This is a genomic window from Streptomyces sp. R35, assembly GCF_041053035.1.
In the GTDB taxonomy this organism is placed as follows: domain Bacteria; phylum Actinomycetota; class Actinomycetes; order Streptomycetales; family Streptomycetaceae; genus Streptomyces; species Streptomyces lutosisoli.
Map to the genome: position 1 here is coordinate 8,624,526 of NZ_CP163440.1, position 25,479 is coordinate 8,650,004.

General features: G+C 69.1%; 22 protein-coding genes. 6 read left to right on the forward strand and 16 right to left on the reverse strand.

All coding sequences use genetic code 11. The annotated features are described in order from the left end of the window. Positions 1–45: 45 nt before the first annotated feature. Together AB5J50_RS38805 and AB5J50_RS38810 are read right to left on the reverse strand one after the other, a co-directional pair. Positions 46–237, reverse strand: a complete 192-nt coding sequence (locus tag AB5J50_RS38805) for a DUF397 domain-containing protein (protein WP_369263362.1) — start codon at positions 235–237, stop codon at positions 46–48. Next, positions 234–1,079 (reverse strand): helix-turn-helix domain-containing protein, encoded by an 846-nt coding sequence (locus AB5J50_RS38810; protein WP_369263363.1) that lies wholly within the window; start codon positions 1,077–1,079, stop codon positions 234–236. The genes AB5J50_RS38805 and AB5J50_RS38810 overlap by 4 nt, the downstream gene beginning before the upstream one ends. A gap of 153 nt (positions 1,080–1,232) precedes the next feature. Between AB5J50_RS38810 and AB5J50_RS38815 the strand changes: the two genes are divergently transcribed. After that, a complete protein-coding gene (locus AB5J50_RS38815; protein ID WP_369263364.1) occupies positions 1,233–1,667 on the forward strand; it encodes an ATP-binding protein in 435 nt (144 codons plus the stop codon). A 28-nt stretch (positions 1,668–1,695) separates the two neighbouring features. Here the strand turns inward: AB5J50_RS38815 and AB5J50_RS38820 are convergent, their stop codons facing one another. Beyond that, positions 1,696–2,775, reverse strand: a complete 1,080-nt coding sequence (locus AB5J50_RS38820) for an endo-1,4-beta-xylanase (RefSeq protein ID WP_369263365.1) — start codon at positions 2,773–2,775, stop codon at positions 1,696–1,698. Between the two features lie 245 nt (positions 2,776–3,020). Here AB5J50_RS38820 and AB5J50_RS38825 point away from each other — a divergent pair, with 245 nt between their 5' ends. After that, complete coding sequence (locus AB5J50_RS38825; RefSeq protein ID WP_369263366.1) at positions 3,021–5,018, forward strand: calcium-binding protein; 1,998 nt, start codon at positions 3,021–3,023, stop codon at positions 5,016–5,018. Between the two features lie 97 nt (positions 5,019–5,115). Here AB5J50_RS38825 and AB5J50_RS38830 read toward each other — a convergent pair whose 3' ends face one another. From AB5J50_RS38830 to AB5J50_RS38875, 10 genes are all read right to left on the reverse strand, one after another. Continuing rightward, positions 5,116–5,922, reverse strand: a complete 807-nt coding sequence (locus AB5J50_RS38830) for an ABC-2 family transporter protein (protein WP_327432711.1) — start codon at positions 5,920–5,922, stop codon at positions 5,116–5,118. 2 nt (positions 5,923–5,924) lie between these two features. Further along, the gene (locus tag AB5J50_RS38835) at positions 5,925–6,734 is read right to left on the reverse strand and encodes an ABC transporter permease (RefSeq protein ID WP_369263367.1); all 810 of its coding nucleotides are present in this window, start codon (positions 6,732–6,734) and stop codon (positions 5,925–5,927) included. Beyond that, a complete protein-coding gene (locus AB5J50_RS38840; protein ID WP_369265630.1) occupies positions 6,731–7,726 on the reverse strand; it encodes an ATP-binding cassette domain-containing protein in 996 nt (331 codons plus the stop codon). The genes AB5J50_RS38835 and AB5J50_RS38840 overlap by 4 nt, the downstream gene beginning before the upstream one ends. 162 nt (positions 7,727–7,888) lie before the next feature. After that, positions 7,889–10,771 carry a glycoside hydrolase family 2 TIM barrel-domain containing protein gene (locus tag AB5J50_RS38845; RefSeq protein ID WP_369263368.1) on the reverse strand — a complete coding sequence of 961 codons (2,883 nt, stop codon included), beginning with the start codon at positions 10,769–10,771 and terminating at the stop codon, positions 7,889–7,891. Positions 10,772–10,798: 27 nt separating this feature from the next. Beyond that, complete coding sequence (locus AB5J50_RS38850) at positions 10,799–11,671, reverse strand: carbohydrate ABC transporter permease (RefSeq protein WP_369263369.1); 873 nt, start codon at positions 11,669–11,671, stop codon at positions 10,799–10,801. Further along, positions 11,668–12,633 carry a carbohydrate ABC transporter permease gene (locus AB5J50_RS38855; RefSeq protein WP_369263370.1) on the reverse strand — a complete coding sequence of 322 codons (966 nt, stop codon included), beginning with the start codon at positions 12,631–12,633 and terminating at the stop codon, positions 11,668–11,670. Before AB5J50_RS38855 ends, AB5J50_RS38850 begins: the two co-directional genes overlap by 4 nt. 20 nt (positions 12,634–12,653) lie before the next feature. Then, positions 12,654–13,919, reverse strand: coding sequence for an ABC transporter substrate-binding protein (locus tag AB5J50_RS38860; protein WP_369263371.1), 1,266 nt, complete (start codon positions 13,917–13,919; stop codon positions 12,654–12,656). 217 nt (positions 13,920–14,136) lie between these two features. After that, entirely contained in the window at positions 14,137–15,969 is a 1,833-nt protein-coding gene (locus AB5J50_RS38865; RefSeq protein WP_369263372.1) for a glycoside hydrolase, read from the reverse strand. A gap of 18 nt (positions 15,970–15,987) precedes the next feature. Further along, positions 15,988–17,235, reverse strand: coding sequence for an ROK family transcriptional regulator (locus AB5J50_RS38870; protein ID WP_330308167.1), 1,248 nt, complete (start codon positions 17,233–17,235; stop codon positions 15,988–15,990). Positions 17,236–17,327: 92 nt separating this feature from the next. Then, positions 17,328–18,578 carry a D-arabinono-1,4-lactone oxidase gene (locus AB5J50_RS38875; protein ID WP_369263373.1) on the reverse strand — a complete coding sequence of 417 codons (1,251 nt, stop codon included), beginning with the start codon at positions 18,576–18,578 and terminating at the stop codon, positions 17,328–17,330. A gap of 176 nt (positions 18,579–18,754) precedes the next feature. Between AB5J50_RS38875 and AB5J50_RS38880 the strand changes: the two genes are divergently transcribed. Beyond that, entirely contained in the window at positions 18,755–19,762 is a 1,008-nt protein-coding gene (locus tag AB5J50_RS38880) for a hydroxyacid dehydrogenase (RefSeq protein WP_369263374.1), read from the forward strand. Positions 19,763–19,907: 145 nt separating this feature from the next. Here AB5J50_RS38880 and AB5J50_RS38885 read toward each other — a convergent pair whose 3' ends face one another. After that, on the reverse strand, positions 19,908–20,747 hold the full coding sequence (locus AB5J50_RS38885; protein ID WP_369263375.1) for an alpha/beta fold hydrolase: 840 nt from the start codon (positions 20,745–20,747) through the stop codon (positions 19,908–19,910). A gap of 58 nt (positions 20,748–20,805) precedes the next feature. After that, positions 20,806–21,618, reverse strand: a complete 813-nt coding sequence (locus AB5J50_RS38890; protein ID WP_369265631.1) for an alpha/beta fold hydrolase — start codon at positions 21,616–21,618, stop codon at positions 20,806–20,808. Between the two features lie 137 nt (positions 21,619–21,755). On the opposite strand from AB5J50_RS38890, the gene AB5J50_RS38895 reads away from it, so the two are divergent. Further along, positions 21,756–22,418 (forward strand): pyridoxamine 5'-phosphate oxidase family protein, encoded by a 663-nt coding sequence (locus AB5J50_RS38895; RefSeq protein ID WP_369263376.1) that lies wholly within the window; start codon positions 21,756–21,758, stop codon positions 22,416–22,418. Positions 22,419–22,489: 71 nt separating this feature from the next. Then, positions 22,490–23,809 (forward strand): radical SAM protein, encoded by a 1,320-nt coding sequence (locus tag AB5J50_RS38900; protein ID WP_327432723.1) that lies wholly within the window; start codon positions 22,490–22,492, stop codon positions 23,807–23,809. A 46-nt stretch (positions 23,810–23,855) separates the two neighbouring features. On the opposite strand, the gene AB5J50_RS38905 is transcribed toward AB5J50_RS38900, so the two are convergent. Next, positions 23,856–24,692: a helix-turn-helix domain-containing protein gene (locus tag AB5J50_RS38905; protein WP_369263377.1), complete on the reverse strand. Its 837-nt coding sequence runs from the start codon at positions 24,690–24,692 to the stop codon at positions 23,856–23,858. A 113-nt stretch (positions 24,693–24,805) separates the two neighbouring features. On the opposite strand from AB5J50_RS38905, the gene AB5J50_RS38910 reads away from it, so the two are divergent. Continuing rightward, on the forward strand, positions 24,806–25,402 hold the full coding sequence (locus AB5J50_RS38910) for an NAD(P)H-dependent oxidoreductase (protein ID WP_327432725.1): 597 nt from the start codon (positions 24,806–24,808) through the stop codon (positions 25,400–25,402). Positions 25,403–25,479: the final 77 nt, after the last annotated feature.

Consider the following 25,479-nt stretch of genomic DNA (forward strand, 5'->3'; position numbering starts at 1 on the left):
CTGGGCTGCTGTCACCTAGGACGTCTAGGTTGCAGCCTAGTGCAGTCAGCTTCGGTTGCGCGCGGCGAATTCCACGAAGTCCGTCCAGGCGGTGGGGGAGAGGGTGAGCTGGGGGCCGCGGGTGTTCTTGGAGTCGCGGATGTGGATGGTGGTGGGGCAGGTGGCGACTTCGACGCAGTCATCGCCGGAGCTGCCGCTGTAGCTGCTCTTGAACCAGTTCAGCTCGGTGGTGCTCATAGTGCTCCTCGCATCCGCTCAAGCAGGCTCCGGGAATCCTCCGGGGACAGAGCCTGTGAGCGCAGTTTCGCATAGCGCATGTGGAGCACACTGATCGTTTTCGGACTGGTGATGAACTGGCCACTCTCCTGGCTCTCGCAGTAGGCGAACCACTCGTTCTCGGGCGTCTCCAGCAGCCGGATGGGGCCATCGAGGCCGGCGTGGACGTCGCACGCCGTCGGCATCAACTGCAGCTCCACGTTGCGGAGTTCCGTGACCTCCAGAACATGCTCGATCAGCTCACGCGTGACCTCGACCCCGCCGGTCCGCCGCTGGAACACATGCTCCTCCACGATGAAGCTGAACGCCGTGTTGGGCCGCTCGGCGAGCATGCGCTGGCGTTCCATGCGGGCGACGAGCTGGGCCTCGATCTGGGAGTCGGTCAGCAGGGGTACGCGCGCCCCGAACAAGGTGCGTGCGTACCCCTCCGACTGCAGAAGGCCCGGGACCAGCCGGTTCTCGTACGTGCAAAGGCTGATGGCCAGTTCCTCCAGCTCCGCCCACCTGCGGAACCATGACGCCAGCCCTTCCTCCCGTCCCGCGTACTTGTACGCCGCCTTGAGTGCCCCGAACGCGTCCAGAACCTCCTCCGCCCGCTCGACGAAGACGCGCGGCGGGAAGCGTCGCCCCTGCTCGATCGAGGCCACCGTCGACGGGTGGAACCGCACGAGCGGGGCGTACGTCTCCTGCGTGTATCCCGCCCGCTTGCGGAAAGCCTTGTGCACCGCGCCGAACGCCTTCAGGCTGCCGGACGGCTCGGGCTCGTTCGTGATGCTGTCGTTGCTGATGGTGCTTTCGGTCATGTCGGGTACCCCCGAGTGCGTTGGTGCCAACCCCGCCAAGTCACCAAGGGTCACGCACAGTTACGCCTACTGTCCAGTCCGTGAACTCGTACGCCGCGCAGCGTACGAGTGGCGGACCTGGTCGACCGGCCTGCCCACGGCCACCGTTGACCCATGCAAGGAGACACCCGGGCCCAAGAAGCCGTCACCGTACGTACGTTCACCCAGCTCTTCAGCTGCACCCCGCGAGGGGCCCGGCTCGCGCGGCGGCTCGTCGCGCATCGGATGGACGCGTGGGGGTTCGCGTACGACGGGAACGCGAGTCTGGACGTCACGCTCGTCGTCGCCGAGCTCGCGGCGAACGCCGTGCTGCACGGGCGGGTGCGCGGGCGCGACTTCCGCGTACGGCTGGTGCTGCGCGACGGCCTCGTACGCGTGGAGGTGGCCGACGGGCGGACGGACCGGCTGCCCGTGCTGCGGGCGCCCGCCGACGAGGGCGGGCGCGGGCTGCTGCTCGTCGCGGCGACTGCCGAGCGGTGGGGCGTGGAGCCCCGGCCCGGCGCGCCGTACAAGGTCGTCTGGGCGGAGGTGCGGGTCGAGCCCTGCTGATCGCGGCGTTCACGTCGCCCCGGGAGGCCTACGCGTTCGGATTGACCCCGTTCGACAAGCCCGTGTAGGCGGGCTTCGCCGCGTAGTTCTCGTCGTACGGGAGGGCGGCGCCGTATCCGCTGAAGGTGCCCGGTATCCATGAGTACTTGTCGCTGACGCCCCATACGGTGACGCCCGCGCAGCGCGGGACGCCGAGGCAGTTCTCGCTCGCCGTCTTGTAGTCGGCGGACTGCTGGGCGAGTTCGGCGGAGGAGGCGGGGAGGGGGATGCGGATGTCGAGCTCGGTGACGGAGACTTCGAGGCCGAGATCGGAGAAGCGCTTCAGGTTCGCCTTCATGGTGGACGGCACCTGCCCGACCACGAAGTGCGACTGGAAGCCGATTCCGTTCAACGGCACGCCGTCCGCGAGGAGTTGCCTGGCGAGGGCATACAGGGCATCGCTCTTCGCGTTGTCCGCCTCGATGTTGTAGTCGTTGATGTACAGCTTTGCGGCGGGGTCGGCGGTGTGCGCCCACCGCAGGGCGTTCGCTATGTACCCGGTGCCGAGCTTGGTCTGCCACAGGGAGCCGCGCATCGAACCGTCCTCGTTGAACGTCTCGTTGACGACGTCCCAGGCGTACACCTTGCCCTTGTAGCGCCCGACCTCGGTGTCGATGTGGCTCTTGAGGATGGTGTTCAGCTCCGCCGCGGAGAAGTTCCCGTTCTTCAGCCAGGACGGCAACTGGCTGTACCAGGCGAGTGTGTGTCCCCGTACGCCCTGATTGTGTGCGGCCGCGTGAGCGACCAGCCGGTCGGCGGCGGCCCAGTTGAAGGACCCGCGAGTCGGCTCGACGGCATCCCACTTCATCGCGTTCTCCGCGGTGACGGAGTTGAACTCCCGGTCCAGCACGGCCGTGTACGCCGAGTCCGACGTGAGCGGTGTGTCTCCGACGGCCGCTCCTATCTTCACGCCGCGCCCGTCCGCGTACCCGCGCAGGGTGGTCGCGGCACTGGCATCCGGCGTCAGCTGGGGCAACGCGACGGCTGCCGCGGCGACCAGCACGCCGGCCGCGGCGAGGGGGAGGGGACGGAGGCGACGGCGACGGCGGTGTGCGGGTGGGTTCGGCACGGCTGCTCCTCTACTTCTTGTACTTCTTGTACTTCTTGCGAAGTGGGGTGGGGGCGTATGCGGGTGCGGTACTTCCCCCCTGTGTCGCCGCTGTGCGCGGGAAGGTTGCCCACGGGTTCGAGTGAGCGTTCAGTGGAGGGGCGGCTGTGAGGTCGTCACCCCGGCGGGTGGAAGACTGCGGCCCAGTAGGCCCAGTGTCCGGCCAGCCGTTCGAAGCCGGCCTGCGGCGTCCGCAAGCTGGGCGCATGCCCAGCTTGCCTTCCCCAAGGGGAACCCTGCGCGTCGCCTCCGCCCTGGCCGCGGCGCTGGCGCTCGTGCTGACCGCACCCGGAGCCGCACTCGCCGCACCGGGCGACCTCGATCCGGCCTTCGACCACGACGGCAGAGTCGTCACCGACTTCGGCGGCTACGACGAGAGCCGCGGCATGGCGGTTCAGGCCGACGGCAAGATCGTCACCGTAGGCCTCAACCAGCCGTACGAAAGCGGAGAGATCGACTTCACCCTCGCCCGGTACAACCCCGACGGCAGCCTGGACCCCGGATTCGGCATCGGCGGCCTGGTGACCACCGACGTTCGTGGCGGCGAGGACTATGCCGACGGGGTGGCGGTGCAGTCCGACGGCAAGATCGTCGTGGTCGGCCGCACCTCGGACCCCGAGAACCCCGGCCCCGAGTTCACGGTGGTCCGCTACAACCCCAATGGAACCCTGGACACCGGATTCGGCGACGGCGGTACGGTGGTCACTGACTTCGGAACGGGTGGCCCCTCCGAGGCATTCGCCGTACAGCTGCAGGCCGACGGCAGGATCGTCGCCGCCGGTATGAGCGGCGCCGGCTTCGCGCTGGCCCGTTACAACCCCGTGGACGGCAGCCTCGACAGCGGCTTCGACGGCGACGGCAAGGTGACCACCGCCTTCGCAGGCGGCGCGGCGACCGCCTTCGACGTGGCGTTGCAGTCCGACGGGAAGATCGTCGCCGCCGGCCGCGCGGGGTACAACTACCCGGCGTACGACTCCGATTTCGCGGTCGCCCGCTACAACGCCGACGGCAGCCTCGACAGCGGCTTCGACGGCGACGGCAGGACGACCACCGCCTTCGCCCGGGTCGACGTGATCGGCGGGGTGGCGGTGCAGCCCGACGGCAAGATCGTCGTCACCGGAACCAGCGACTTCGACTTCGCGCTGGCCCGTTACAACCCCAACGGCACTCTCGACAGCGGTTTCGACGGCGACGGCAAGGTCACCACCGACTTCGGATCCGGCACCCTGGACGGGAGTTCCGACCTCGCGTTGCAGTCCGACGGCAAGATCGTCGCCGCCGGCATCAGTCTCAGCGATTTCGCGGTCGCCCGTTACAACGTCGACGGCAGTCTGGACAGCGGATTCGGGGTCGGCGGCAAGGTGACCACCGACGTGGACAGCGGCTATTACGACGTGGCCAACGCGGTGGCGCTGCAGTCCGACGGCAAGATCGTCCTGTCCGGCAACACCGGCGACGACCGCGGTCTGGTCCGCTACCAGGTCGCCGGCACACCACCCGGCGTGGACCTGTCGGTCACGAAGAGCGGTACCACCACGGTCAGCGTCGGCGACCGCGCCACCTACACCGTGACCGTCACCAACAACAGCACCACCACCTCCGCCACCGGCGTCTCCCTCTCCGACGTGCTCAGCGGCCCCGCGACTTCGGTGATGTGGGCCACGACCAGCCAGGGCACCTGCACCAAGACCTCCACCACCGTGAGCTGCTCCCTGGGCACCCTCGACCCCGGCGCCCACGCCAAGGTGACCGTCCGCGTCGAGCCCCGCGCCACCGGCACCCTCGCCGACAAGGCCACGGTCACCGCCACCCAGAGCGACCCGACCCCCGGCAACAACAGCGCCACGGCGAGCACCACCGTCAGCAACTCCCGAGGCTGCACGATCATCGGCACCAGCGGCGACGACACCCTCACCGGCACCAGCGGCAACGACGTGATCTGCGCCCTCAGCGGCAACGACACCGTCAACGCAAGCTCCGGCAGCGACACCGTGTACGGCAGCTACGGCAACGACCGCATCGACGGCGGCTCCGGCAACGACACGCTGAACGGCGGCTCCGACAACGACAACGTGATCGGCAACGACGGCAACGACAACCTCAACACCGTCGACGGCGTCTCCGGCAACGACACCGCCAACGGAGGTCCCGGCTCGGACCCGTGCACGACGGACCCGGGGGACACCAGGATCAGCTGTCACTAGGGCACATCAGGGCACATCAGGGCACAACAGTGAGGGGGCCCGGACCGCCGATCGGCGGTCCGGGCCCCCTCACCGATGTCACTCCCCGGCCGTGGCGTCAGCCGTTGACCCCCGCGTAGTGCCGAAGGCCCCAGCGCCACAGCAGGCGGGAGCCGAGGTAGGCGGCCACGCCCAGCAGCGGGGAGCCGGCGGCCAGCCAGTACGGCACCCCCGAGTCGCCACCGTGACCGGTCAGCACGGAGACGGGGAAGTACGCGACGAAGGCCAGCGGCAGCCCGTACGTGAGGAAGCCGCCGACCGCGCGCGGCAGCACATTGAGCGGATAGCTGCCGAAGGTGCCGAGCAGTTCCTCCAGCCAGCGGCCCCAGTAGTCGGCGGCGGGAAAGCGCAACGAGGCGCAGGCCACCGCCGTGAACAGCGCCGCCTCAAGGAGCATCCCGCCGAGTACGCAGACGACGAGATACGAGATCCGGGCGGCGTTCCAGTCCAGGTGACTGCGGCTGATCGCACCCGCCATCAGGCCGGCCGCCACCGTCAGGTCGCCGATCGCGTTGGTGGGGAAGTGGGACAGCTGGAGCTGGCGGTAGACCGGCATGGGGCGGACGAGATAGGTGTCGATCACGCCCTCCTGGATGCGGTGGCCGAGGCCGTGCACCCGGCCCAGGAAAAGCACGAAGAGACCGTGCGCCACCAACCGCGTCGCCGCGATCAGCAGGACGTCCTCGCTCGCCCAGCCGCCCATCCCGGTGAACCGGGTGAGCAGCACCGTCGCGAACACGATCACCGACACCTGCCAGACCGCACCGATCGCGATCATCATCAGGAACTCGGAGCGGTACTCCAGCTGCGCACGGAAGTTGAGACGCGTGATGCGCCACACCACCCGCCAGGGTTCCAAGGACATGGTCAGCCTCCCTGCGAGATCACGCGCCGGGCGGCGCGCCGCCACAGCAGTCGGGTGAACAGGGCGAGCGCCACCACCCAGGCGGCCTGCACGGCGAGCTCCGGGCCCGCGTCGGACAGCGGGATCCGGCCCACGTACAGGGAGAGCGGCACACTGAGCGTCGCCTGGAACGGCAGGAAGCGGCTGAGCGTGATGAACCAGTCGGGGAAGAACCACAGCGGCGCGTACACCCCCGACAGCAGGTTCTGCGCGAAGACCAGGATCATGATGGCGGCGCCGTTGCGGAGCGTCCAGAAGCACAGCTGGTCGATGACGAGCATGATGTAGTAGAGGACCCACTGGCCGAGCAGCACGCTCAGCGCGAACACCCCTGCCACGGCCGCCGACTTGGGGGGCTGCACGACACCGGCGGCCAGACAGATCGCGTATCCCGCCGACGCCCAGGCGAATCCGTACAGTTGCTCGCCGAGCGCGCGCAGCGCGTAGTAGCGCTGTGGTGGCAGCGGGCGCAGATACCAGTACACGATCGTGCCGAAGTGCATGTGCTGCTGAACGGTGTCCCGTCCCGAGTACTGGTCCAACTCCCTTATTCGGGTGGCCAGTACGGCCAGAACGGCATACGTGACCGCCTGGTCGCGGCTCATCCCGGCGGTGCTGCCGGTCGACGCGTACAGGCCGCGCCACAGCGACGCAACCAGCACCACCTGCACGGTGAGCCGGAGCAGTGCGGCGGTCATCCGGGGCGGGGTGTGCAGTTCGCCCAGCGGAGTGACCCGCGCGGTCCGCCAGCCGCGCGGGAGGGTGATGCTCATGCGGCCTCCGCCTGGACGTAGGCCGCCCGCATCACGTCCTCCAGGTCGGCCTCGTCCACGGCGACATCGGAAACCTCGTACCGCTCGATGACCTGCTTCAGCGCCTGGTGGACGGTCGGCGCGGTCGCCCCGTCCGGCCCGAACACGACCTGCGGTCCCTCGCGCCGCAGCACGACGATCCCCGGCAACGGCTCGACGGACGCGTGCGGATCGGCGAGTGTGGCCCGCACCTGCCAGGTCGAGCCGAACTTCCGGCGGATCTCGTCGAGCGTGCCGTCCAGGACGAGGCGCCCGTGGTTGATGAGCACGACCCGCTCGGCGAGCCGCTCGACCTCCGTCATGTCGTGCGTGGTCAGCAGCACCGTCCGGCCCCGCTCCTCCACCTGGTGCTTGAGGAAGCCGCGCACCTGCTCCTTGACCACCACGTCCATGCCGATGGTGGGCTCGTCGAGGAACACCACGGGCGGGTCGTGCAGCAGCGACGCCGCGAGGTCGCAGCGCACCCGCTGGCCCAGGGAGAGGTGCCGTACGCGGGTGTCCCAGAAGGCGGAGAGTTCGAGCAGCTCGTCGAACTCGCCGAGCCGGAGGCGGTGTTCGCGCTCCGGCACCCCGTAGATGTCGCGGAGGATCGCGAACGACTCGCGCACCGGGAGGTCCCACCACAGCTGGGTGCGCTGCCCGAACACCGCACCGATGTTGCGCGCGTTGCGCTCGCGCTCCTCGTACGGGACCACTCCCGCGACGCGTGCCTCGCCGGACGTCGGGGTGAGGATGCCGGTGAGCATCTTGATGGTGGTGGACTTGCCCGCGCCGTTCGGGCCGAGCAGCGCGAGCAGCTCGCCGGGCGCGGCGTCGAAGCTGACGTCGGCGACGGCCTCCTTCGCGACGCGCTCGGGTTTGACGAGGGACTGGAGGGCACCGGTGAACCCGGGGCGGCGGACGGTGGTGTGAAAGGTCCGGGAGAGGCCGCGGACCTGGATGCTGCCGTTCACGGTGTTGTCGCGGTGCACAGCATTCATGTCGTTAACCCCTTTACACCGTGCACCTTGTGCGTGCGATTCATGCGGTTCACCCCGTTCGGGGCGGACGCGACGCGGGACGCGACCGCGGCCGGACAGCTGAAGAGCTGTCCGGCCGCGGTGCTGGAGAGAGGATCAGTCATGGATCTCCGAGAAAACGAACGAGAACTCCGCGGGAGTGGCGCGCAGTTGGTACTGGGGCAGTGCACCGGGGCCGCACGACTGCGAACCGATGCCCTGCTGGCCGTGGTCGAGGTTGACCCAGACCGTGTCGCCCGGCGCCAGATCCGTCAGGTGCTCGGCGGCGTCGAGCTGCTCGGTCGTCCAGCGGCGCGCGGTGAACCAGAAGGACGGATCGCCCTCGACGCGCAGGCCGCCGATCTCCGCCCAGCGGACGTCGGCCCGTGCGCCGTTCTCCTGGGGGCGTACGTAGGGCGTCTGCAGCTCGTCGACCGTCGACTCCCAACGCCCCACCATGGAGGCGGACTTGGTGTCCGGATACCCCTCGCCGGGGCCACCGCCGAACCACTTCACCCGGTCCGCCGAGCTCGCGAGCCCCAGCCGGATCCCGAGCCGCGGCAACGGCAGCGTCCAGTCGCCCTCGGGTGACACGGACACCGTCAGCCGCAGCCGCGTCCCGTCGGACGTCCACCGGTACACCGTGCGCAGGCCCACCTCCCAGGCGGCGGGCGCCACCCGGGTCCGTACGGTCAAGGCGTCGTCGCCCAGCTCCACCGCGTCGAGCCGGTGCCGCATCCGGTGCAGGCCCAGCTTGCGCCAGAGCAGGCCGTAGCGGGCGTCCGGCTGCCAGGGCGCGCCGTTGTCGTTGTCGGTCGGCGCCCGCCACACATCCAGGCGGAGTCCGGTGACATCGACCCCGCCGATCGTCCTCAGCGCCCCGGTGCGGGCGTCGAAGGCGGCCGGGCCGAGCGTGATGACCTGCTCGCCGGGCACGGGACCGTCGGACCGGGCGACCTGCGTCAACGCACCATCATTCAGCGGCAGTTGGACCCAGGCGACCTGATGACCCCGCGGGCCCCACGCGGTGTCGGCCGCCAGTACGGCCCGTACCGTCCACTGCGTCTCGGCCCCCCGCCCGTCCACGGGCGGCGCCGGCAGCTTCACCTCCGCGGACTCGCCCGGGGCGAGCGCGGGTACCGACAGGGCGCCCGTCTCGACCGTCTCGCCGTCGACCTGGTACGACCACTCGAAGGCGAGGTCGGCGAGGTCGGCGAGGTCGGCGAGGTCGGCGAAGTCGTAGGCGTTCTGGACCCGCACGGTTCCGGCCGGCCCGTCGCCGTCGATGCGGACCGGCTCGATCACCTTCTTGTACTCGACGAGCCCCGGCGACGGCGTCCGGTCCGGGAAGACCAGCCCGTCGCAGACGAAGTTCCCGTCGTGCAGCTCCTCGCCGAAGTCGCCGCCGTACGCGAAGGTGTACCGCTCGTCCTTGATGCCGTGGTCGATCCACTCCCAGATGAAGCCGCCCTGGACGCGGTCGTACGACTCGAAGAGGTGTTGGTAGTCGGCGATGCCGCCCGGGCCGTTGCCCATGGCGTGCCCGAACTCGCAGAGAATGAAGGGGAGTTCGCGCCGCTTCAGCCCCCCGCCGTCCAGGCCCCGGCCGATGCGCTCGACCTCGGCGTGGTCGGCGTACATCCGTGAATACATGTCCGTGTCACGGCAGTCGATGTCACCCTCGTAGTGGATGAGCCGCGAGGTGTCCCGGCCGCGGATCCACTCGGCCATGGCGGTGAGCCCGCGCCCGGTGCCGGCCTCGTTGCCGAGGGACCAGATCACGACGGACGGGTGGTTCTTGTCGCGCTCGACCATACGGGCGGTGCGGTCGAGCAGCGCCGGGGTCCAGCGGTCGTCGTCAACGGGGTTGTCCCGCCACGCCTGTTCGGTGAAACCGTGGGTCTCCAGGTCGCACTCGTCGATGACCCACAGGCCGTACTCGTCGCACAGGTCGAGGAACGCGGGGTGCGGCGGGTAGTGCGAGGTGCGGACGGCGTTGATGTTGTGCCGCTTCATCAGCAGCACGTCCTCGCGCATGGTCTCCAGGTCGAGGGCGCGGCCCTTCTCCGGATGCCACTCGTGCCGGTTGACGCCCTTGAAGAGGATCGCCCTGCCGTTGACCTTGATCAGACCGTCCTCGAGCGCGACGGTACGGAAGCCGATCCGCAGCGGGACGCGCTCGCCCTCCGTGACCAGTTCGCCGTCGTACAGGCGGGGCGTCTCGGCCGTCCAGGGCCGCACCGGCACGGTCACCGGCTCGCCGGTCGCGACATCGATGTCCAGGGCGGGCACGAGGACCCGCCCGTCGACGTCGGAGTCGACGCGCAGCGTGCCCTCACCGGCGAGGTGGTCGTAGGAGGCGTGCACGAAGAAGTCGAGCGCGCTGCCCGCCGGACGGTGCAGCAGGGTGACGTCACGGAAGATGCCCGGCAGCCACCACTGGTCCTGGTCCTCCAGGTACGAGCCCGCCGACCACTGGTGCACCCGGACCGCCAGCACATTGCCGCTGGGCTTCAGCAGATGCCCGACCGCGAACTCGTGCGGCAGCCGGGAACCCTTGAACTCGCCGATGTCCGTGCCGTTCAGCCAGACCCGGGCGCAGGACTCGACGCCGTCGAAACGCAGCACCGCCCCGCCGTCCGAGGGCCACTCGGACGGCAGGTCGAAGGTGCGCACATGGTCACCCGTCGGGTTCTCGGTCGGCACCCGCGGCGGGTCGACCGGGAAGGGGTACAGGTGGTTGGTGTAGATCGGTGAGCCATGTCCCTGGAGGACCCAGTGGCCGGGGACGGAGACCTCCGCCCAGTCCCCGGCGTCGTACCCCTCCGCGGCGAAGGAGTCGTCCTCGGCGTCGACGGTCGCCGAGAGACGGAAGCGCCAACTGCCGTTCAATGACAAGGACGTGGCATCCGAGGACGCGTACCAGGCACGCGGCGGCAGTGCGCCGCTGCCCGGCGAGACGTCCTCGACATAGTCAGTGGCGGTGGTGCGGAAAGACATCGGTCTCCAGGTCCTGGGAAGAAGGTGTCAGCCCTTGATGCCGGTCTGTGCGACCCCCTGCACCAGCCAGCGCTGGAGGAAGAGGAACACGAACACCAGGGGCAGGATGGAAATGGCCGTGGCCATGAAGATCAGGTGGTAGTTGACGGTCTGGTTGGTCATGTACGACGAGAGCGCGACCTGCACCGTCCAGGCGCTCGGGTCCTGGCCGATGACCAGGGGCCACAGGAACGCGTTCCAGCCGCTGATGAAAGTGATCGTGGCCATCGCCGTGAAGAAGTTCAGCGAGTTCGGCACGACGACCCGCCAGTACGCGCCCCAGTAGCTGAGCCCGTCCACGCGCGCCGCCTCCTCCAGCTCCTTGGGGAACCCCAGGAAGTACTGCCGGAACAGGAAGCAGGTGAAACCACTGAACAGGCCCGGGATGATCAGACCCCGGTAGGTGTCCACCCAGCCGAGTGAGGACACCAGCACGAAACTGGGCACAAAGGTGACGGCGGTGGGGACCATCAGGGTGGCGAGGACCGCGTAGAAGACCTTGTTGGCGTGCCGGTAGGGGATGCGTGCCAGGCCGTAGCCGGCCAGCGAGCAGACGAGCAGGGTGCCGGCGGTCATCAGGAACGCGACGACCGTGGAGTTCCACAGGGCGCGACCGTAGTCGACGGTCACGTCGTGGAACGGCTCCGTGATGTTGCTCCACTGGATGCTGCTCGGGAACCACTTCCAGTTCTCGCCCGTGATCTCCAGGTCCTGCATCAGGGAGTTGCGGACGATCAGGTAGAAGGGGAGCAGGAAGAGCAGCGCGGCGATGCCGACCGCGACGTACAGGCCGGTGTTGCCCAGGACGCTGCCGCGCTTGATGCGGCGCGGCCGGTCGGCCCGAGGTGTGGTGGTGGTCACTTGGACTCCTCACCCCTTCCGAAGCCCATGAACCTGCCCTGGAGCAGGGTCACGACGCAGATCAGCAGGGTCAGGATGACCGCGCCCGCGCTGCCCGCGCCGTAGTCCTGGCTGGTACCGAGGGCTGTCTTGTAGAGGATGACGAGCGGTGGCTGGCCCCAGGTGGCCTTGCCCATCAGGTTGAAGAACTCGTCGAAGGCCTGGTAGGCGGCGACGAGCAGGAGCAGGATCACCGCGGTGGAGGTGGCCCGCAGCTGCGGCAGCGTGATGTACCGGAAGGTCTGCCATCCGGGCTTCGCGCCGTCGATCGCGGCGGCCTCGTACAGCTCCGCCGGGATGTTCTGCAGCGCGGCCAGGAAAAGGATCATGTAGAAACCGGCCTGCAGCCACAGGCGCAGGGTGACCAGCACCAGCCAGTACCAGGGCGGGCTCGGGTTGGCGAGCCAGGCGACGTTGTCGACGCCGAACCAGCTCAGCACGGTGTTGGCCAGGCCGAAGCGGACGCCGTTGAAGATGGACATCTTCCAGATCAGCGAGGCGGCCACATAGCTGCACGCGGTCGGCAGGAAGAACACCGACCGGAAGAACGCCCGCATGAAGGTGAGCCGGTGCACCAACAGGGCGAGACCGAGCGACAGCGCCCAGGTCAGCGGCACGATGAACGCGGCGAACACCGTGAACGTCACCAGGGAGTTGGTGAAGTTGGGGTCGCTCAGGATCGTCGAGTAGTTGTCGAAGCCGATGAACTTGCTCGGGGTGACGGTGAACCGTGCGTCGAAGAAGCTGAGCCAGATGCTCCAGCCGATCGGCACGAAGACGAAGATCACCAGGCCGATGAGGAACGGCCCGGTGAAGAGCCAGAAGTTGAGCGTGCTGTTGGCCCGCAGGCCCCGCCTCGGCCGGGTCTTGGAGACCTTGGCCGGGGCGGAGCTCGGGATGCCACGTGTGGTGGTCGTCGACATGTCGCAGTCCGTCCGGCGGCCTATCCGAAGAGCTTCTTGAGCTCGCGGTTGACCTTCGTGTCGGCCGTGTCGAGCGCGGCACCCGGGTCACCGTCCTTGCGGACGCTGTTGGCGAAGGCGTCCTGGACGGCCGTGATCATGGCCTGGGTCCAGCCGATGTTGTCGAAGTGCCCGTACTCGTTGAAGAGCTTGACGCCCTCGGCCGGCAGTCCGGACTTGAGCTTGGTCGCCGACGTGGCTATCGACGCGCGCGGCGGGATGTGGAAGCCGTACGAGGTCGCCCAGTCCTCCTGGTACTTCTTCTGCTCGATCCACAGCCACTTCACGTATTCCTTGGCCGCGTCGACGTTGCTGCCCTTGGCGTTGACGAAGACCGACCAACCGCCGTTGTAAACCGAGAGCTTGCCGGCGGAGCCGACCTTCGGGAACGGGAAGATGCCGAGATCGTCGCCGAGCGCCTTCTGCATGACCGGCATCGACCACATGCCGCCCCACTGGATGGCGGTCAGGCCCTGGTCGAGTGCGGACGGGTCCCAGAAGTCGGCGGGGGCGTCCAGCAGCAGGTGACCGCTGGTGAACAGCTTGCGGAGCTGCTTCATACCGGCGACGACCGCGTCCGTGTGGTAGGCGGGCTTGTTGCTGTCGTCCAGGAAGTCCGCGCCGGCCGCCCAGACGAACGGGTTGATGATCGCCGTGAGGTCGTTGCCCAGGAAGAGGCCCTTGACCTTGCTGGTGGTGAGCTTGGCGGCGGCCTCGATCAGCTCGTCGAGCGTGGTCGGCACCGAGACGCCCGCCTTGGCCAGCATCGACTTGCGGTAGTAGAAGAACTGCGGGTCGTCGATCATCCGGATGCCGTAGATCTTGCCGTCGACCGTGTGCGACTTGATGTCGGCCGGATTGAAGTCGTCCTTGACCGGGTCGATGATGTCGGTGAGGTCGGCCACCTGACCGCTCTTGATGAGCTGGATCTGCGGGTGGAACTCGAAGACGTCCGGGGCCTGCTTGGTGAGCAGGGCGGGGAAGAGCTTGTTCTCGAAGTTCGAGCCGGTGATCCACTGGGTGCTCACATCGGCCTTGGTGTACGCCTTCGCGTACCGCTTGATGGCCTGCTCGGTCCCCGCCTCGCCGTACGCGTGGAAGTACTGGACGAGGTTGGTGCCCGAACCGCTCCCGCCGCCACGGCCGTTGTTGCCGCCGCACGCGGCCAGCGGCCCCAGTGCGGCCAGGCCCGCGGCGGCCCGCAGTACGGATCGGCGGTCCCAGTTGCTGCTGCTCATTGCCGACATGCTGACGTCCTTGTCTCGAGTACGGCTGCGACTCAGTGGTTCATGCGCCAAGTGGCTCAAATGGCGTTGCGGTGCGGGACGTTAACCTTCGGCTAAGGCTTCGGCAAGGGGTTGGACGAAGTCTGTTCGAAGTGTTGTGGAGGGTTCGGAATACCGGACATGCCGGGCTGCGGGCCGCCGCACCAGCGGCCCGCAACCCTCAACTCTCGTCAGTTCACTAGTGCTTGGACCAGACCTCGTTCGTCCCGCCGGTGCAGCTGTAGAGGATCACCTTGCTTCCGTCGGCGGTCGCCTGACCGCTGACGTCCAGACACTTCCCGGATGCCTCGCTGACGATCTGTCCGTTGGCGTTGAACTGCCATCGCTGGTCGGGGCTGTCGGCGCAGGGGGCGGCCACCAGACCCGAACTCCCGCCCGTGAGGCATCCGTTGGCGCCCCGCACAGTGCCGTTGGCGTCGTACGTCCAGTCCTGGGCCTCGGTGCCCGTGCAGGTGTTGACCGAGGCACCGGAGGTGTCCGCGGTCAGGCACTTGCCCGACTGCTTGCCCTGCCAGGCGCCGGTCACGGCTGCGGTGTCATGCCCCTTCTGATCGAAGACGTACGTCGTGATGGAGCGCGCGGCGAGCGTCGCGGAGACCTGGCCGTCCTTGCCCACCGACGGCCCCGCCACGTTCGCCCAGTCCTCGGTGGCGGACGTCCGCACGGCCTGGGCCACGCGGCCCGGCGACCTGTTGTTGAAGTGCAGGTTCAGCGCGGTGTCGGTCGTGTTGTGGTTGTTGACCACGACGACCCACTTGCCCTTCCGGTCGTACGCCGTGACGTCCACGCCGCTCGGCGCGCCCGTCACGTTGTGCGCGACCGCGCCCGGCTTCACGAACTTGCTGTACTGGCCGAGCGCGTAATAGCGCTTGGTGAAGTAGAGCGTCTGGTTGCCGTTGGTGGCGTAGTTCGGGTCGTAGTAGATCAGGCCGTCGTTCCAGCCGTCGTCGTTCTTCGCGTACGGGTCGCTGCCGATCATCTCGGAGAGCGCGACCCACCACTGGAACGCCGAGTCGTGCGCCGTCGCGAAGTCCTTGTAGATGATGCTCGACAGGTTCAGGCCGCCGTCGATGGTCGGGTCGTACTCCTGCGCCCAGCCCGTGCCGCCCTTGCCGAAGCAGCAGATCTCGGTGGACCAGGACTGCTTGCCGACCGACTTCGACGTCTCGTAGATCTTCGCCCGCTGATCGTCACCGGGGTTGTTGTACGTGTGATGGGCGAGCTTCGACACGTACTGGGCGGTGTCCGGCTGCGAAATCCACTGCGGGACCTCGGTGTTGAAGCTGACCGTGCTGCTGGACTCGTCGGCGATGATGCCGGTCTTCTGGTGCCGTGCCTGCTGCTCGGCGCCCAACGCCCGTACGATGTCGTCGCGTTGGTCGACCGGTACCAGCATGCCCTCCTGGCCGCAGCTGTCGAAGCTGTTGTTCGGCTCGTTGAAGGGGCTGATGTAGTCGAACTTCGCGCCCTGCTTCGCGAAGTGATCGGTCACGTCGGCGACGTACTTCGCGAAGTCGGCCGTGTTCTCCGCCTTCAAGTACCCGCCGCAGCTCTGGGAGTTGGTCTTCCAGGCGGCGGGCGCGCTGTTGACGAAGGCGACCAGGTCCTCGACGCCGTACTGCGCCGCGTACTTCAGGAACGTACGGCCGCCCTTGTCCTTGCTCCAGTCGTACGTCCCGTCGGCGTCTCGGAAGTCCTCGGGGGCGCGGGACGGGGTGGTGACCGCGGTGCCGCCACCGCCGATGTTGTAGCGGTAGTTGCTGAGGTCCAGGCCCTTGGAGGAGAACAGCAGCTTCGCGACCCGGGCCTGGACCTTGGGGTCGAAGTTCTTGAGGTCGTTGACCCACCAGGCGCCGGACGCACCGATGTTGTCGATGGTCTGAGCTGCGTGGGGGGAGACCTCGGCGGCTGCGGGGTCGGCGGCTGATGCGGGCGGGGCGGATATTAAGGTCCCGGTGACAGCCAGCGCGGCTGCGGCTGTCGCGAGAACCGATCTGTTGGTGCGCGTCAACGTGCATCCCTTCCGTCGTCATGAAGGTGGTGCGGTACGGCTCCTTGCTGGGGTGGTGCGCTTCGGGGGCCTCTGGCCGACCGACTGGAGCGCCCCTTCCAGGGCGAACGTCGCGGCTCCGAGACAGACCGGATCGGTCGGGATGGGGGAGAGGACGATCTCGGTGGCCGCGTACGGCCGCTTCAGCGCGTGCCGGGCGACGGCCTCGCGCACCTCGTTCAGCAGCGGCTCGCCGAGCGTGGCCGCGACCCAGCTGCTGAGCACGACCACCTCCGGGTTGAGGAGGTTCACCAGGTCGGAGATCCCGGCACCGAGGTAACGGGCGGTGTCGCGCACGACCTTGAGCGCCACGGGATCCTGTGCGGTGACGCCCTGGGCGAGCGCGTTGATCGTGGCGGTCTGGTCCTCCGGGTGCAGCAGTGTGCTCCCGGGGCTCAACTCCCGCAGATTCAGCATGATTCCGGGCGCCCCGACGTACGTCTCCACACAGCCGTGGTTGCCGCAGTGGCACAGCCGCCCGTCCAGGACCAGGGTCGTGTGCCCCCACTCGCCGGCGCTGTTGCTGACGCCCCGGTGCAGCCCGCCGCCGAGCGCGAGTCCCGCGCCGACTCCCGTGCCCAGGTTGACCACGACGGCGTCGCCGCGTCCGCGGGCCGCGCCGAACCACAGCTCGGCGACCGCGCAGGCACGCAGCGGGTTGTCCAGGTACAGGGGATAGGCGATGTGTTCGGAGAGCAGATCGAGGAGCGGCACGTCGTGCCAGTCCCAGTTGGGCGCGTACTCCGAGATCCCGGTGTCGCGGTCGACCTGCCCGGGGACGCTGACTCCCACGCCCAGGACGCGCGCGCCCTCGACGCCGGCCTGCGCGACCACCGAACCGAGGGCCGCCGCTACATGCCCGACGACCTGCTCCGGGCGGCTCTCACCGGGGCGCATGTCCTCGTCGGCACGGGCCAGCACGTTCAGCGCCAGGTCGAACAGCTCGACCCGTACATACGTCTCCGCGATGTCGACGCCGATCAACGCGCCCCCCGACGCGTTGACGGCCACGAGGCCCCGCGGGCGGCCACCCGCGGAGTCCTCGAACCCGACCTCGGTCAGCATCCGGAGGTCGAGCAACTCGCCGACGAGCGTGGCGACCGTGGCCAGGCTCAGCCCGGTGGCCGCCGCCAACTCCTGCCGGGACGTGGGCGATTCGGCGATGATCTGGCGCAGCACCTCGTAACGGTTCGCGGTGCGGATGTCGCGTGATGTGCCGCGCTTCATCGGACTCCCCTCGGTCCCTCCGGGCCATGGCGAGGCCCTTCGGCCCCGGCGCGGCGCAAGGCTATGGCCTGTGAGGGACTTTCGACAAGGGGTTAGGAAAGGGGGTGGAGAAAGTCCCCCACGAAGGCGTTGGTGAACTTGCCCTCCGGGTCGAGGGAGTCGACCAGCGTCCTGAACTCGCCCCACCGCGGATAGCGCCCGCGCAGCACCGCCGGCGCCGTCGTGAACACCTTGCCCCAGTGCGGCCGTGGCTCGAACGGCTCCAGCGCCTCCTCGACCCGCCGCACCACCGGCAGTACGGCCGCCGTGTCCTCGACCCAGGTGAAGTGCAGCGCCACGGTGTCCCGATCGTACGCCGGGCTCAGCCACTGGCGGTCGGCGGCCACGGTCCGCACCTCGCAGATCTGCAGCACCGGCGCGATCGTCTCCCGGATCGCGTCGAGAGCGTGCAGCGCGGCCAGGGCGTCCGAGCGCGGCAGCAGATACTCGGACTGGAGCTCGGCCCCGCTGCTCGGGGTGAACTCGGCGCGGAAATGCGGGAGCCGCTCGTGCCAGGGGCCCGGGACGCCGAACTGCTGGGTGCAGTTCCGCGCGGGCATGCCCGGCACCGGGTGCATCGCCTCGGTCGCGGGCGCGGCCCACGGAAAGCCGGGCAGCGGCTGGTCGGTGCGCCGCTTGAGCCACACCTGCCGGAAGCCCGGCCGCCCCCAGTCGGTGAACAGACTCACGCTGTACGCCGCCGCGGCGACCGCCTCGAAGTCCAGTCCGTCCAGGGGGAGTTCCGTGAAGACGTGCTGACTGACCTCGAAGTCCGGCTCCAGGTCGAGGGTGAGCGCGGTGACGACACCGAGCGCGCCCAGCGAGGTCACGGCACCGCCGAAGCGCTCGTTGCCCCGGCCGATCCGCACGGACGCGCCGTCCGACGTGACCACCTCGACCTCGCGCACGGCGGAACCGAGCGAGCCGTTCGTGACGCCCGAACCGTGCGTGCCGGTCGCCACCGAGCCCGCCACCGAGATGTGCGGGAGGGAGGCCATGTTGTGCAGCGCGAACCCGTGCTCGTGCACCGTGCGCGCGAGTTCGGCGTACCGGACGCCACCCGACACCCGTACCGTACGGGCCGTCGTGTCGACGTCCACGGCGGGTGGCAGCGCGCCCAGCGACAGCAGTACGCCGTCGGGGCCCGGCTCGGCGATCTCGTTGAACGAGTGACCGCTGCCCAGCACCCGCACGTGCGCACTGTCCGCGACCAGCGCGCGCAGCGCGTCGAGCGAGCGGGGCCGGTGCAGTTCCTTGGTCGTGTACGTGATGTTGCCGGCCCAGTTGGTCAGGGTCTCTGTCATCCCTGTCGTCCCTCCCCGGGAAGTCGCCGTCCGCGGCCGGTGTGATGGCCACCCGGGGAAACTACCCCGCCGGTCCGGTGCGACGACGGGTGCGTCCATTGACCCCCTCGTTCGGCCGCACCTACCGTAGAGACCGGTTGCTATATCTGACGTCACCGAGCCGGAAGGTCACCTCCTTGCCCGAGCGTCCACTGGCGATGTTCGCCATGACTGCCGAGAACGTGCCGCAGATCTTCCCTCCGGACGTACTGGCCCGGCTGCGCGAGCTCGTAGAAATCGATCCCGCTCTGGTGGCGGAGAACTTCACCGACCCGAGGGTGCGCGAAGCCTTCGCCGGAACCGAGATCCTGATCACCGGCTGGGGCTGCCCGCCGCTCGACGAAGCCACCCTGGACGCGGCCCCGAAGCTGCGCGCCGTGCTGCACGCCGCCGGGTCCGTCAAGAGCTTCACCACGTCCGCGGTCTGGCAGCGCGGGCTGGTCGTGTCGTCGGCGGCCGGTGCGAACGCGCTGCCCGTCGCCGAGTACACGCTCGCCATGATCCTGCTCGCGGGCAAGGACCTCTTCGCGTACCGCGACCGGCTGCGCGCCGAACGCGCTTTCCCCTACGGGGAGATCGTGCCCGGCATCGGCAACTTCGGGCGTCGTGTCGGGGTCGTCGGAGCGTCCCGGATCGGGCGCCGGCTCATTGAGCTGCTGCGCCCGTTCGATCTGCGGGTGAGTCTCGCCGATCCGTACGTCGGCGAGGACGGGGCCGCCGCGCTGGGTGTTCCTCTGCTGCCGCTGGACGAGCTGCTGAGCGGCAGTGACATCGTGACCGTCCACGCGCCGCAGACCGCTGAGACCCGGCACATGATCGGCCGTCGTGAGCTTGCGCTGATGCCGTCCGGGGGTGTGCTGATCAATACCTCGCGGGGTGCGCTTGTTGATCATGATGCGCTGGCCGATGAGCTGCGGGGTGGGCGGATCAGCGCGATTCTCGATGTGACGGATCCTGAGCCGTTGCCTGCCGATTCCTTGCTCTACGAGTTGCCGAACGCGTTCATTACCCCGCATCTGGCGGGGTCGCAGGGGAACGAGGTGGCTCGGCTGGGGCTGACGGTGGTGGAGGAGGTCGAGCGGTTGCTGGTGGGGAGGGAGTTGGCGTTTCGGGTGGATGGGGAAGGGTTGGAGCGGGCTGCCTGAGGGGGTTTTCTCGCCCCCGCCGCCCCTACCCGTCCCATCCCCCAGGGGCTCCGCCCCTTCGACCCCGTTGGTTGTGTGTCGGGTGCGGGCCGGTGGGGGCTTGTCGCGCAGTTCCCCGCGCCCCTAGAGGGGCGCCGCCTCGTCCTTACGTCAGGAACGTTGCCGTGGTCGTCACGAAACGGGTGGCGTCGTCGAGCCAGGGGAAGTGGGCGGTGGCGGGCTGGATGGTCAGGGTGGCGTGGGGGAACAGGGTGGCGAGCTCGGTCATGGCGGGAGGGGGTGAGTTCAGGTCCAGTTCTCCGGCCAGTACGAGGACGGGTGAGGTGAAGCGGGCCAGCGCCGCGCGTGTCGTGGGTGGGGCGAAGGCGCCCTCGGTGCCGTAGACGGCCGCGGCCTCGTCGTTTCTCTGGTCGTCCTCCGCCGCGCGATGGGCCCGGGCCGTGTCGTCCCAGCGGCCGTACCAGAACGGGGCGATGGCTTGGAAGGAGTCGGCGTTCGCGTTGCCGGCGACGATCGCTTCCAGGGCGGCGTACGCCGTCGGGAACCACGGCTCGTCGCGGCGGAGCCGGGCTGTCTCGCGCCGGACGTCCGCCGGGACGGTGATGCCGAGTGCCATGACGCTCGGTGTGATCAGCGCGAGCCTGCCGACGCGGTCCGGATGGCGCGCCGCGTACAGGACGGCCAGATTGGTGCCGCCGGAGTGAGCCAGCAGGTCCATCCGGTCGAGGCCCAGGTGGTCGCGCAGGGATTCCACGTCGTCGACGAGTCGGTCGCAGCGGTAGGAGGCGGGGTCCTCCGGGGTCGCCGAGCGGCCCGTTCCCCGAAGGTCCAGCATGATCAACTGGCGGTGCGCGGCGAGGCCCCCGAGGTCCCCGAGGTAGCGGGAGTCCTGCATGGGGCCGCCGGGAAGGCAGACCAGAGGAGGGCCGTCGCCGGACACGTGATACGCCAGCTCGGTCCCGTCCGGCGCGGAGAAGGTGGGCATGGCCGCGACTCTGTCAGCGGTGCCCGGGTGGAGCAACCGGGTTCCCCGGCGACCGTCGTCAGGGTGCACTGCTCGGCCTGCCGGACTCCGCCTGGGCTTCGGTCACCCAGTCGGACAGCCAGTGCTCCACCACTTCCACGAATTCCCGCGGTCGTTCCTCGTGCAGATAGTGCCCGGCCCCGTCGAACACGGTCACCCGCGACCTCGGGTCGGTCAGTGTGCCGCGCTCGAACTCCGCCGCCCCGGGTGTCGCGTACACGCCCAGTACCGGGCATGCGCGCCGGGCGAGGTAGGTGACGGTGGCGGGCCGCAGCCCGAAGGCGTCCGGGTTCAGATACATCCCGTCCCTGCACCGGACGAGGACGTCCGTGTCCATCTCGGCCATCAACTGCCGTTGCCGGTCGCGGAGTTCGTCGTACATCCCCGGCCGGAAGGCCCCCGTCACGAAGCGCGCCGCCCACTCCGGCCCCTCCGCGCGCAGCTCCTCCTGTGCCGCGGGGATCCGCGCGGCCTCCGCCTCGTGCGTGCCGTACGCCGGATCGACGACCACCAACCCCCGTACGAGTTCCGGGTGTTCGACCGCGAGCGCCGTCACCGCCTGCCCGCCCATGGAGTGCCCGACGGCCACCACCGGCCCGGTGTCCAGCCCCCGCAGCAGCTCCGCCAGATCGGCGGCGAAGTCCCGGGCGCCGTATCCCTCCCCGGGCTTCGGTGAGCGACCGTGGCCGCGCAGATCGGGGACGATCACCCGGTGCCGCCAGTACGGGAGCGTGGGGTCCCAGTCGCCGCCGTTGCCGCCCCAGCCGTGGACGAGCAGGAGGGCGGGGGCCGTGCCGGGGTGGTCCGCGTGGTGGAGGGGTGTGGGTGTCATGGTCACGGGAGTGACTCTAGGAAGGGGGGGGCAGGGGTATGGTCGCTTGCTTCGGATTTCGTTGCCCTGGTGGGTTCTAGTAACTGATTTCGTTTATTTGTAGCCATTCAGCGTGCGATATCGCTAGCGTCGACTCCATGACGTACGGACCCCTCCCCGAAACCGACCTCACCCGGCACCGTCGCCTTCGCGAACAGGGCAGCCTGGACCGCGCCGACCTGGACGCGATCCTCGACGCGGGATTCATCTGCCACCTCGGTGTGATCGTCGAGGGGCGGCCGATGGTGGTGCCCACGGTGTACGGGCGGGACGAGCGGCAGCTGTACGTGCACGGGTCGGTGGCCAGCCGGAGTCTCGCGGCCGGCGCTCCCGTGTGCGTCACCGTCACCCACGTCGACGGGCTCGTCCTGGCCCGTTCGGTGTTCGAGCACGGTGTGAACTACCGCAGCGCGATGATCCACGGCATACCCCGCAAGGTCACCGACCCGGACGAGAAGACCGACGGTCTGCGGCGGCTCACCGAGCACGCCACGCCCGGGCAGTGGGACTACGCGCGCAGGCCCAGCCGCAAGGAGCTGGCCGCGACGACCCTGCTCGCGCTGTCCCTCGAAGAGGCCTCGGTGAAGATCCGTACGGGCGCCCCGGACGACGGGGACGGGCCCGACGCCGCACTCGGTCTGTGGGCGGGAACGCTGCCGCTGACCTCGACCTGGGGTGCGCCCGAGACGGACCCCCTGCTGCCGCCCGAACTCGCCCCTCCGGCGCACATCGCGCGACGCGAGGGGACCCGGCACGGCTGACGTGCGGGCGGGGGCATACCGTGAGGAGTCGAGCACAGCAGACGGAACAGGTCGGGAGCGAGGAGAACGGGATGGGCAGCCGCACCGCGCTGGTCGAGGATCTGATGGAGCGGTTCCCGCACGTGCCGAGGGAAGCGGTCTTCAAGGAGGACCTGCTCCGCGGAGGTGTCGCCTTCGACGCGTCCGCCCTCAGCGACAACGAGGGCGGCGAGGTCAAGCCGAAGTCCTACTTCATCTTCTCCTTCGACCACGGCACCCTTCCCGAGCTGGGCGAGGCCGCGCTGCGGCGCCCGCCAGAGGAGATCATCCTCACGGGCGGCCCGTACGACCTGCGGCGGACCGTGGTGTCCGTACGGGTCAATCCCGCCTCGCCGTACCGCGTCGCCGCCGACGAGGACGGCATGCTCGGGCTCTACCTCGACGGGAAGCGCATCTCCGACGTCGGGGTGCCGCCGATGCCCGAGTACTACCGGCACAAGCTCTCGAACGGGAAGTCCGTGATGGAGGTGGCGCCCACCATCCAGTGGGGGTACCTGATCTACCTCACCGTCTTCCGCGTCTGCCAGTACTTCGGTGCCAAGGAGGAGTGCCAGTACTGCGACATCAACCACAACTGGCGCCAGCACAAGGCGGCGGGCCGTCCGTACACCGGGGTGAAGGACGTCGAGGAAGTCCTCGAAGCGCTGGAGATCATCGACCGGTACGACACCGCCAAGGCGTCCACCGCGTACACCCTCACTGGCGGCGCGATCACCAAGACGGTCGCCGGGCGCGACGAGGCCGACTTCTACGGGCACTACGCCAAGGCCATCGAGGAGCGGTTCCCCGGGCGGTGGATCGGCAAGGTCGTCGCGCAGGCGCTGCCGCGTGACGACGTCCAGCGCTTCAAGGACTACGGGGTGCAGATCTACCACCCCAACTATGAGGTGTGGGACCGGCGGCTCTTCGAGCTGTACTGCCCCGGCAAGGAGCGCTACGTCGGCCGCGACGAGTGGCACAAGCGCATCCTCGACTCCGCCGAGATCTTCGGCGCGCGCAATGTCATCCCCAACTTCGTGGCGGGCGTGGAGATGGCCGAGCCCTTCGGCTTCACCACCGTCGACGAGGCGATCGCGTCGACGACCGAGGGGCTGCGCTTCTTCATGTCGCACGGCATCACGCCCCGGTTCACCACGTGGTGCCCGGAGCCGACGACTCCGCTCGGCAAGGCCAACCCGCAGGGCGCGCCGCTGGAGTACCACATCCGCCTGCTGGAGGCGTACCGCTCCACGATGGACGAGTTCGGTCTCGCGTCCCCGCCCGGATACGGGGAGCCCGGCCCGGGCCGCGCGGTCTTCTCCGTCAGCTCCTTCATGGACAGTCTTCCCGCGCAGGAGCCGTCCCAGGTGTAGTCGTCGTTGGTGCGAGGGCTCGACGTCGGACGAAGGCCGGGATGGGTTACGAGATGGCCCGGAGCCGGCCGTGGGGACGGCGGCGGAGCTGGTCGACGGCCTGGGCCGTCCTCTCGTCCGCGGGGAGGAAGACGACGAGTTGCTGTGCGTCCGAGGAGAGTTCGAGCGTCTCGCGGAGCAGCTGGAGTTCGCATCCGGAGGGGTGGTTGAGCCGGAGGACTCCACGTGGCGGAACCACGTGACGGTTCAGGCGCCGTGTGAACTCGGGGCCGGCGACGGGCGCGAGTTCCGTGCTGAGCCACTCGGAGTTCTCGACGGACGGCGCGAGCCACAGGTCGAATGCCTGCTGGTCCGCGACGTCGTTCCAGTCGGCGAAGAACGTCCGGGCGCGGGAGTCGGTGAAGACGTAGTGCGTGAGATTCGGCGTGTCGGCGTCGAGCAGTCCGGTTCCGCTCGTCACCGACTCGTATGCGCTGGTGTGAGCGAGGATGTCACCCAGCCGATTGGTCACCATGGCGATGCCCGGTTCGAGGAGGCGGAGAGTCTGGAGGACCGACGGGCGGACGTCTCGGCGCGGTGGTGCGGGCCGGGTGTGAGAGGGGCATGCGCCGCCCGTGATCTTCGCGAGGTAGCGCAGGTGGTTGCGCTCCGAGGGGTCCAGGCTGAGCGCGTCGGCGAGGGCGTTCACCACCGCCACCGAGGGATTGCGGTCGCGACCCTGCTCGATGCGGGTCAGGTATTCGACGCTGATGCCGGCCCGCGCGGCGAGATCCAGGCGCCGTAGGCCCGGTGCCCGGCGGCGGCCGTGCTCCGGCAGCCCCAGCGACTGCGGCTGGATGCTGTCGCGCTTGGCCCGGATGAAGTCCCCCAACGGCGTACCCATGCCCTGAGCGTAGGGCGGCTGCCCGTTGATCCAGCAGGGCTCAGGGTGGCCCTGCGGGGGCCAGCCTGAGCATGGTCTGGCTGCGGCCACGGTGCGGCCTGATCGTGGTGGGCATGGACAACAACACGCTCAAGCTGGTGGTCATCGTCGGAAGCGTCCGGGAAGGACGGTTCGGCCCGGTGGTGGCCTCGTGGATCGCCGAACAGGCCGGCCTTCACGGTGGATTCGACGTGGACGTCGTCGATCTGGCGGAGATCGACATCCCGCTGTCACTGCCCGCGGCATCGCCGAAGTTCGCCGGCGACGCCTACCCCCGGCCGGCCGGGATGGCGGCACTCACGTCGGCGCTGGAGGGCGCGGACGCGTTCATCGTGGTCACGCCGGAGTACAACCACAGCTACCCCGCGTCCTTGAAGGCGGCCATCGACTGGCACTTCACCCAATGGACGGCCAAGCCCGTCGCGTTCGTCAGCTACGGCGGCGCGGCAGGCGGTCGGCACGCGGTGCTGCACCTGGAGAACGTGCTGACCGAGTTGCACGCGGTGACCGTCCGCGACGGTCTCGCCTTCCCGAACTACTTCACGGCCTGGCAGGACGGCCGGCCGCTCGACCCCGAAGCCCCCGGGTACGCCAAGACGCTGCTCGACCAACTGGTCTGGTGGGCGGGCGCACTCCGGTCGGCCCGCGAAGCCGCTCCCTACCCGGCATGAGGACGCGGGAGTGGAAGGTCCTGTGAAAGCCGACGGGAATCGAGACTTTCTGGCTTTCCTTCCGTACAACACTCGGG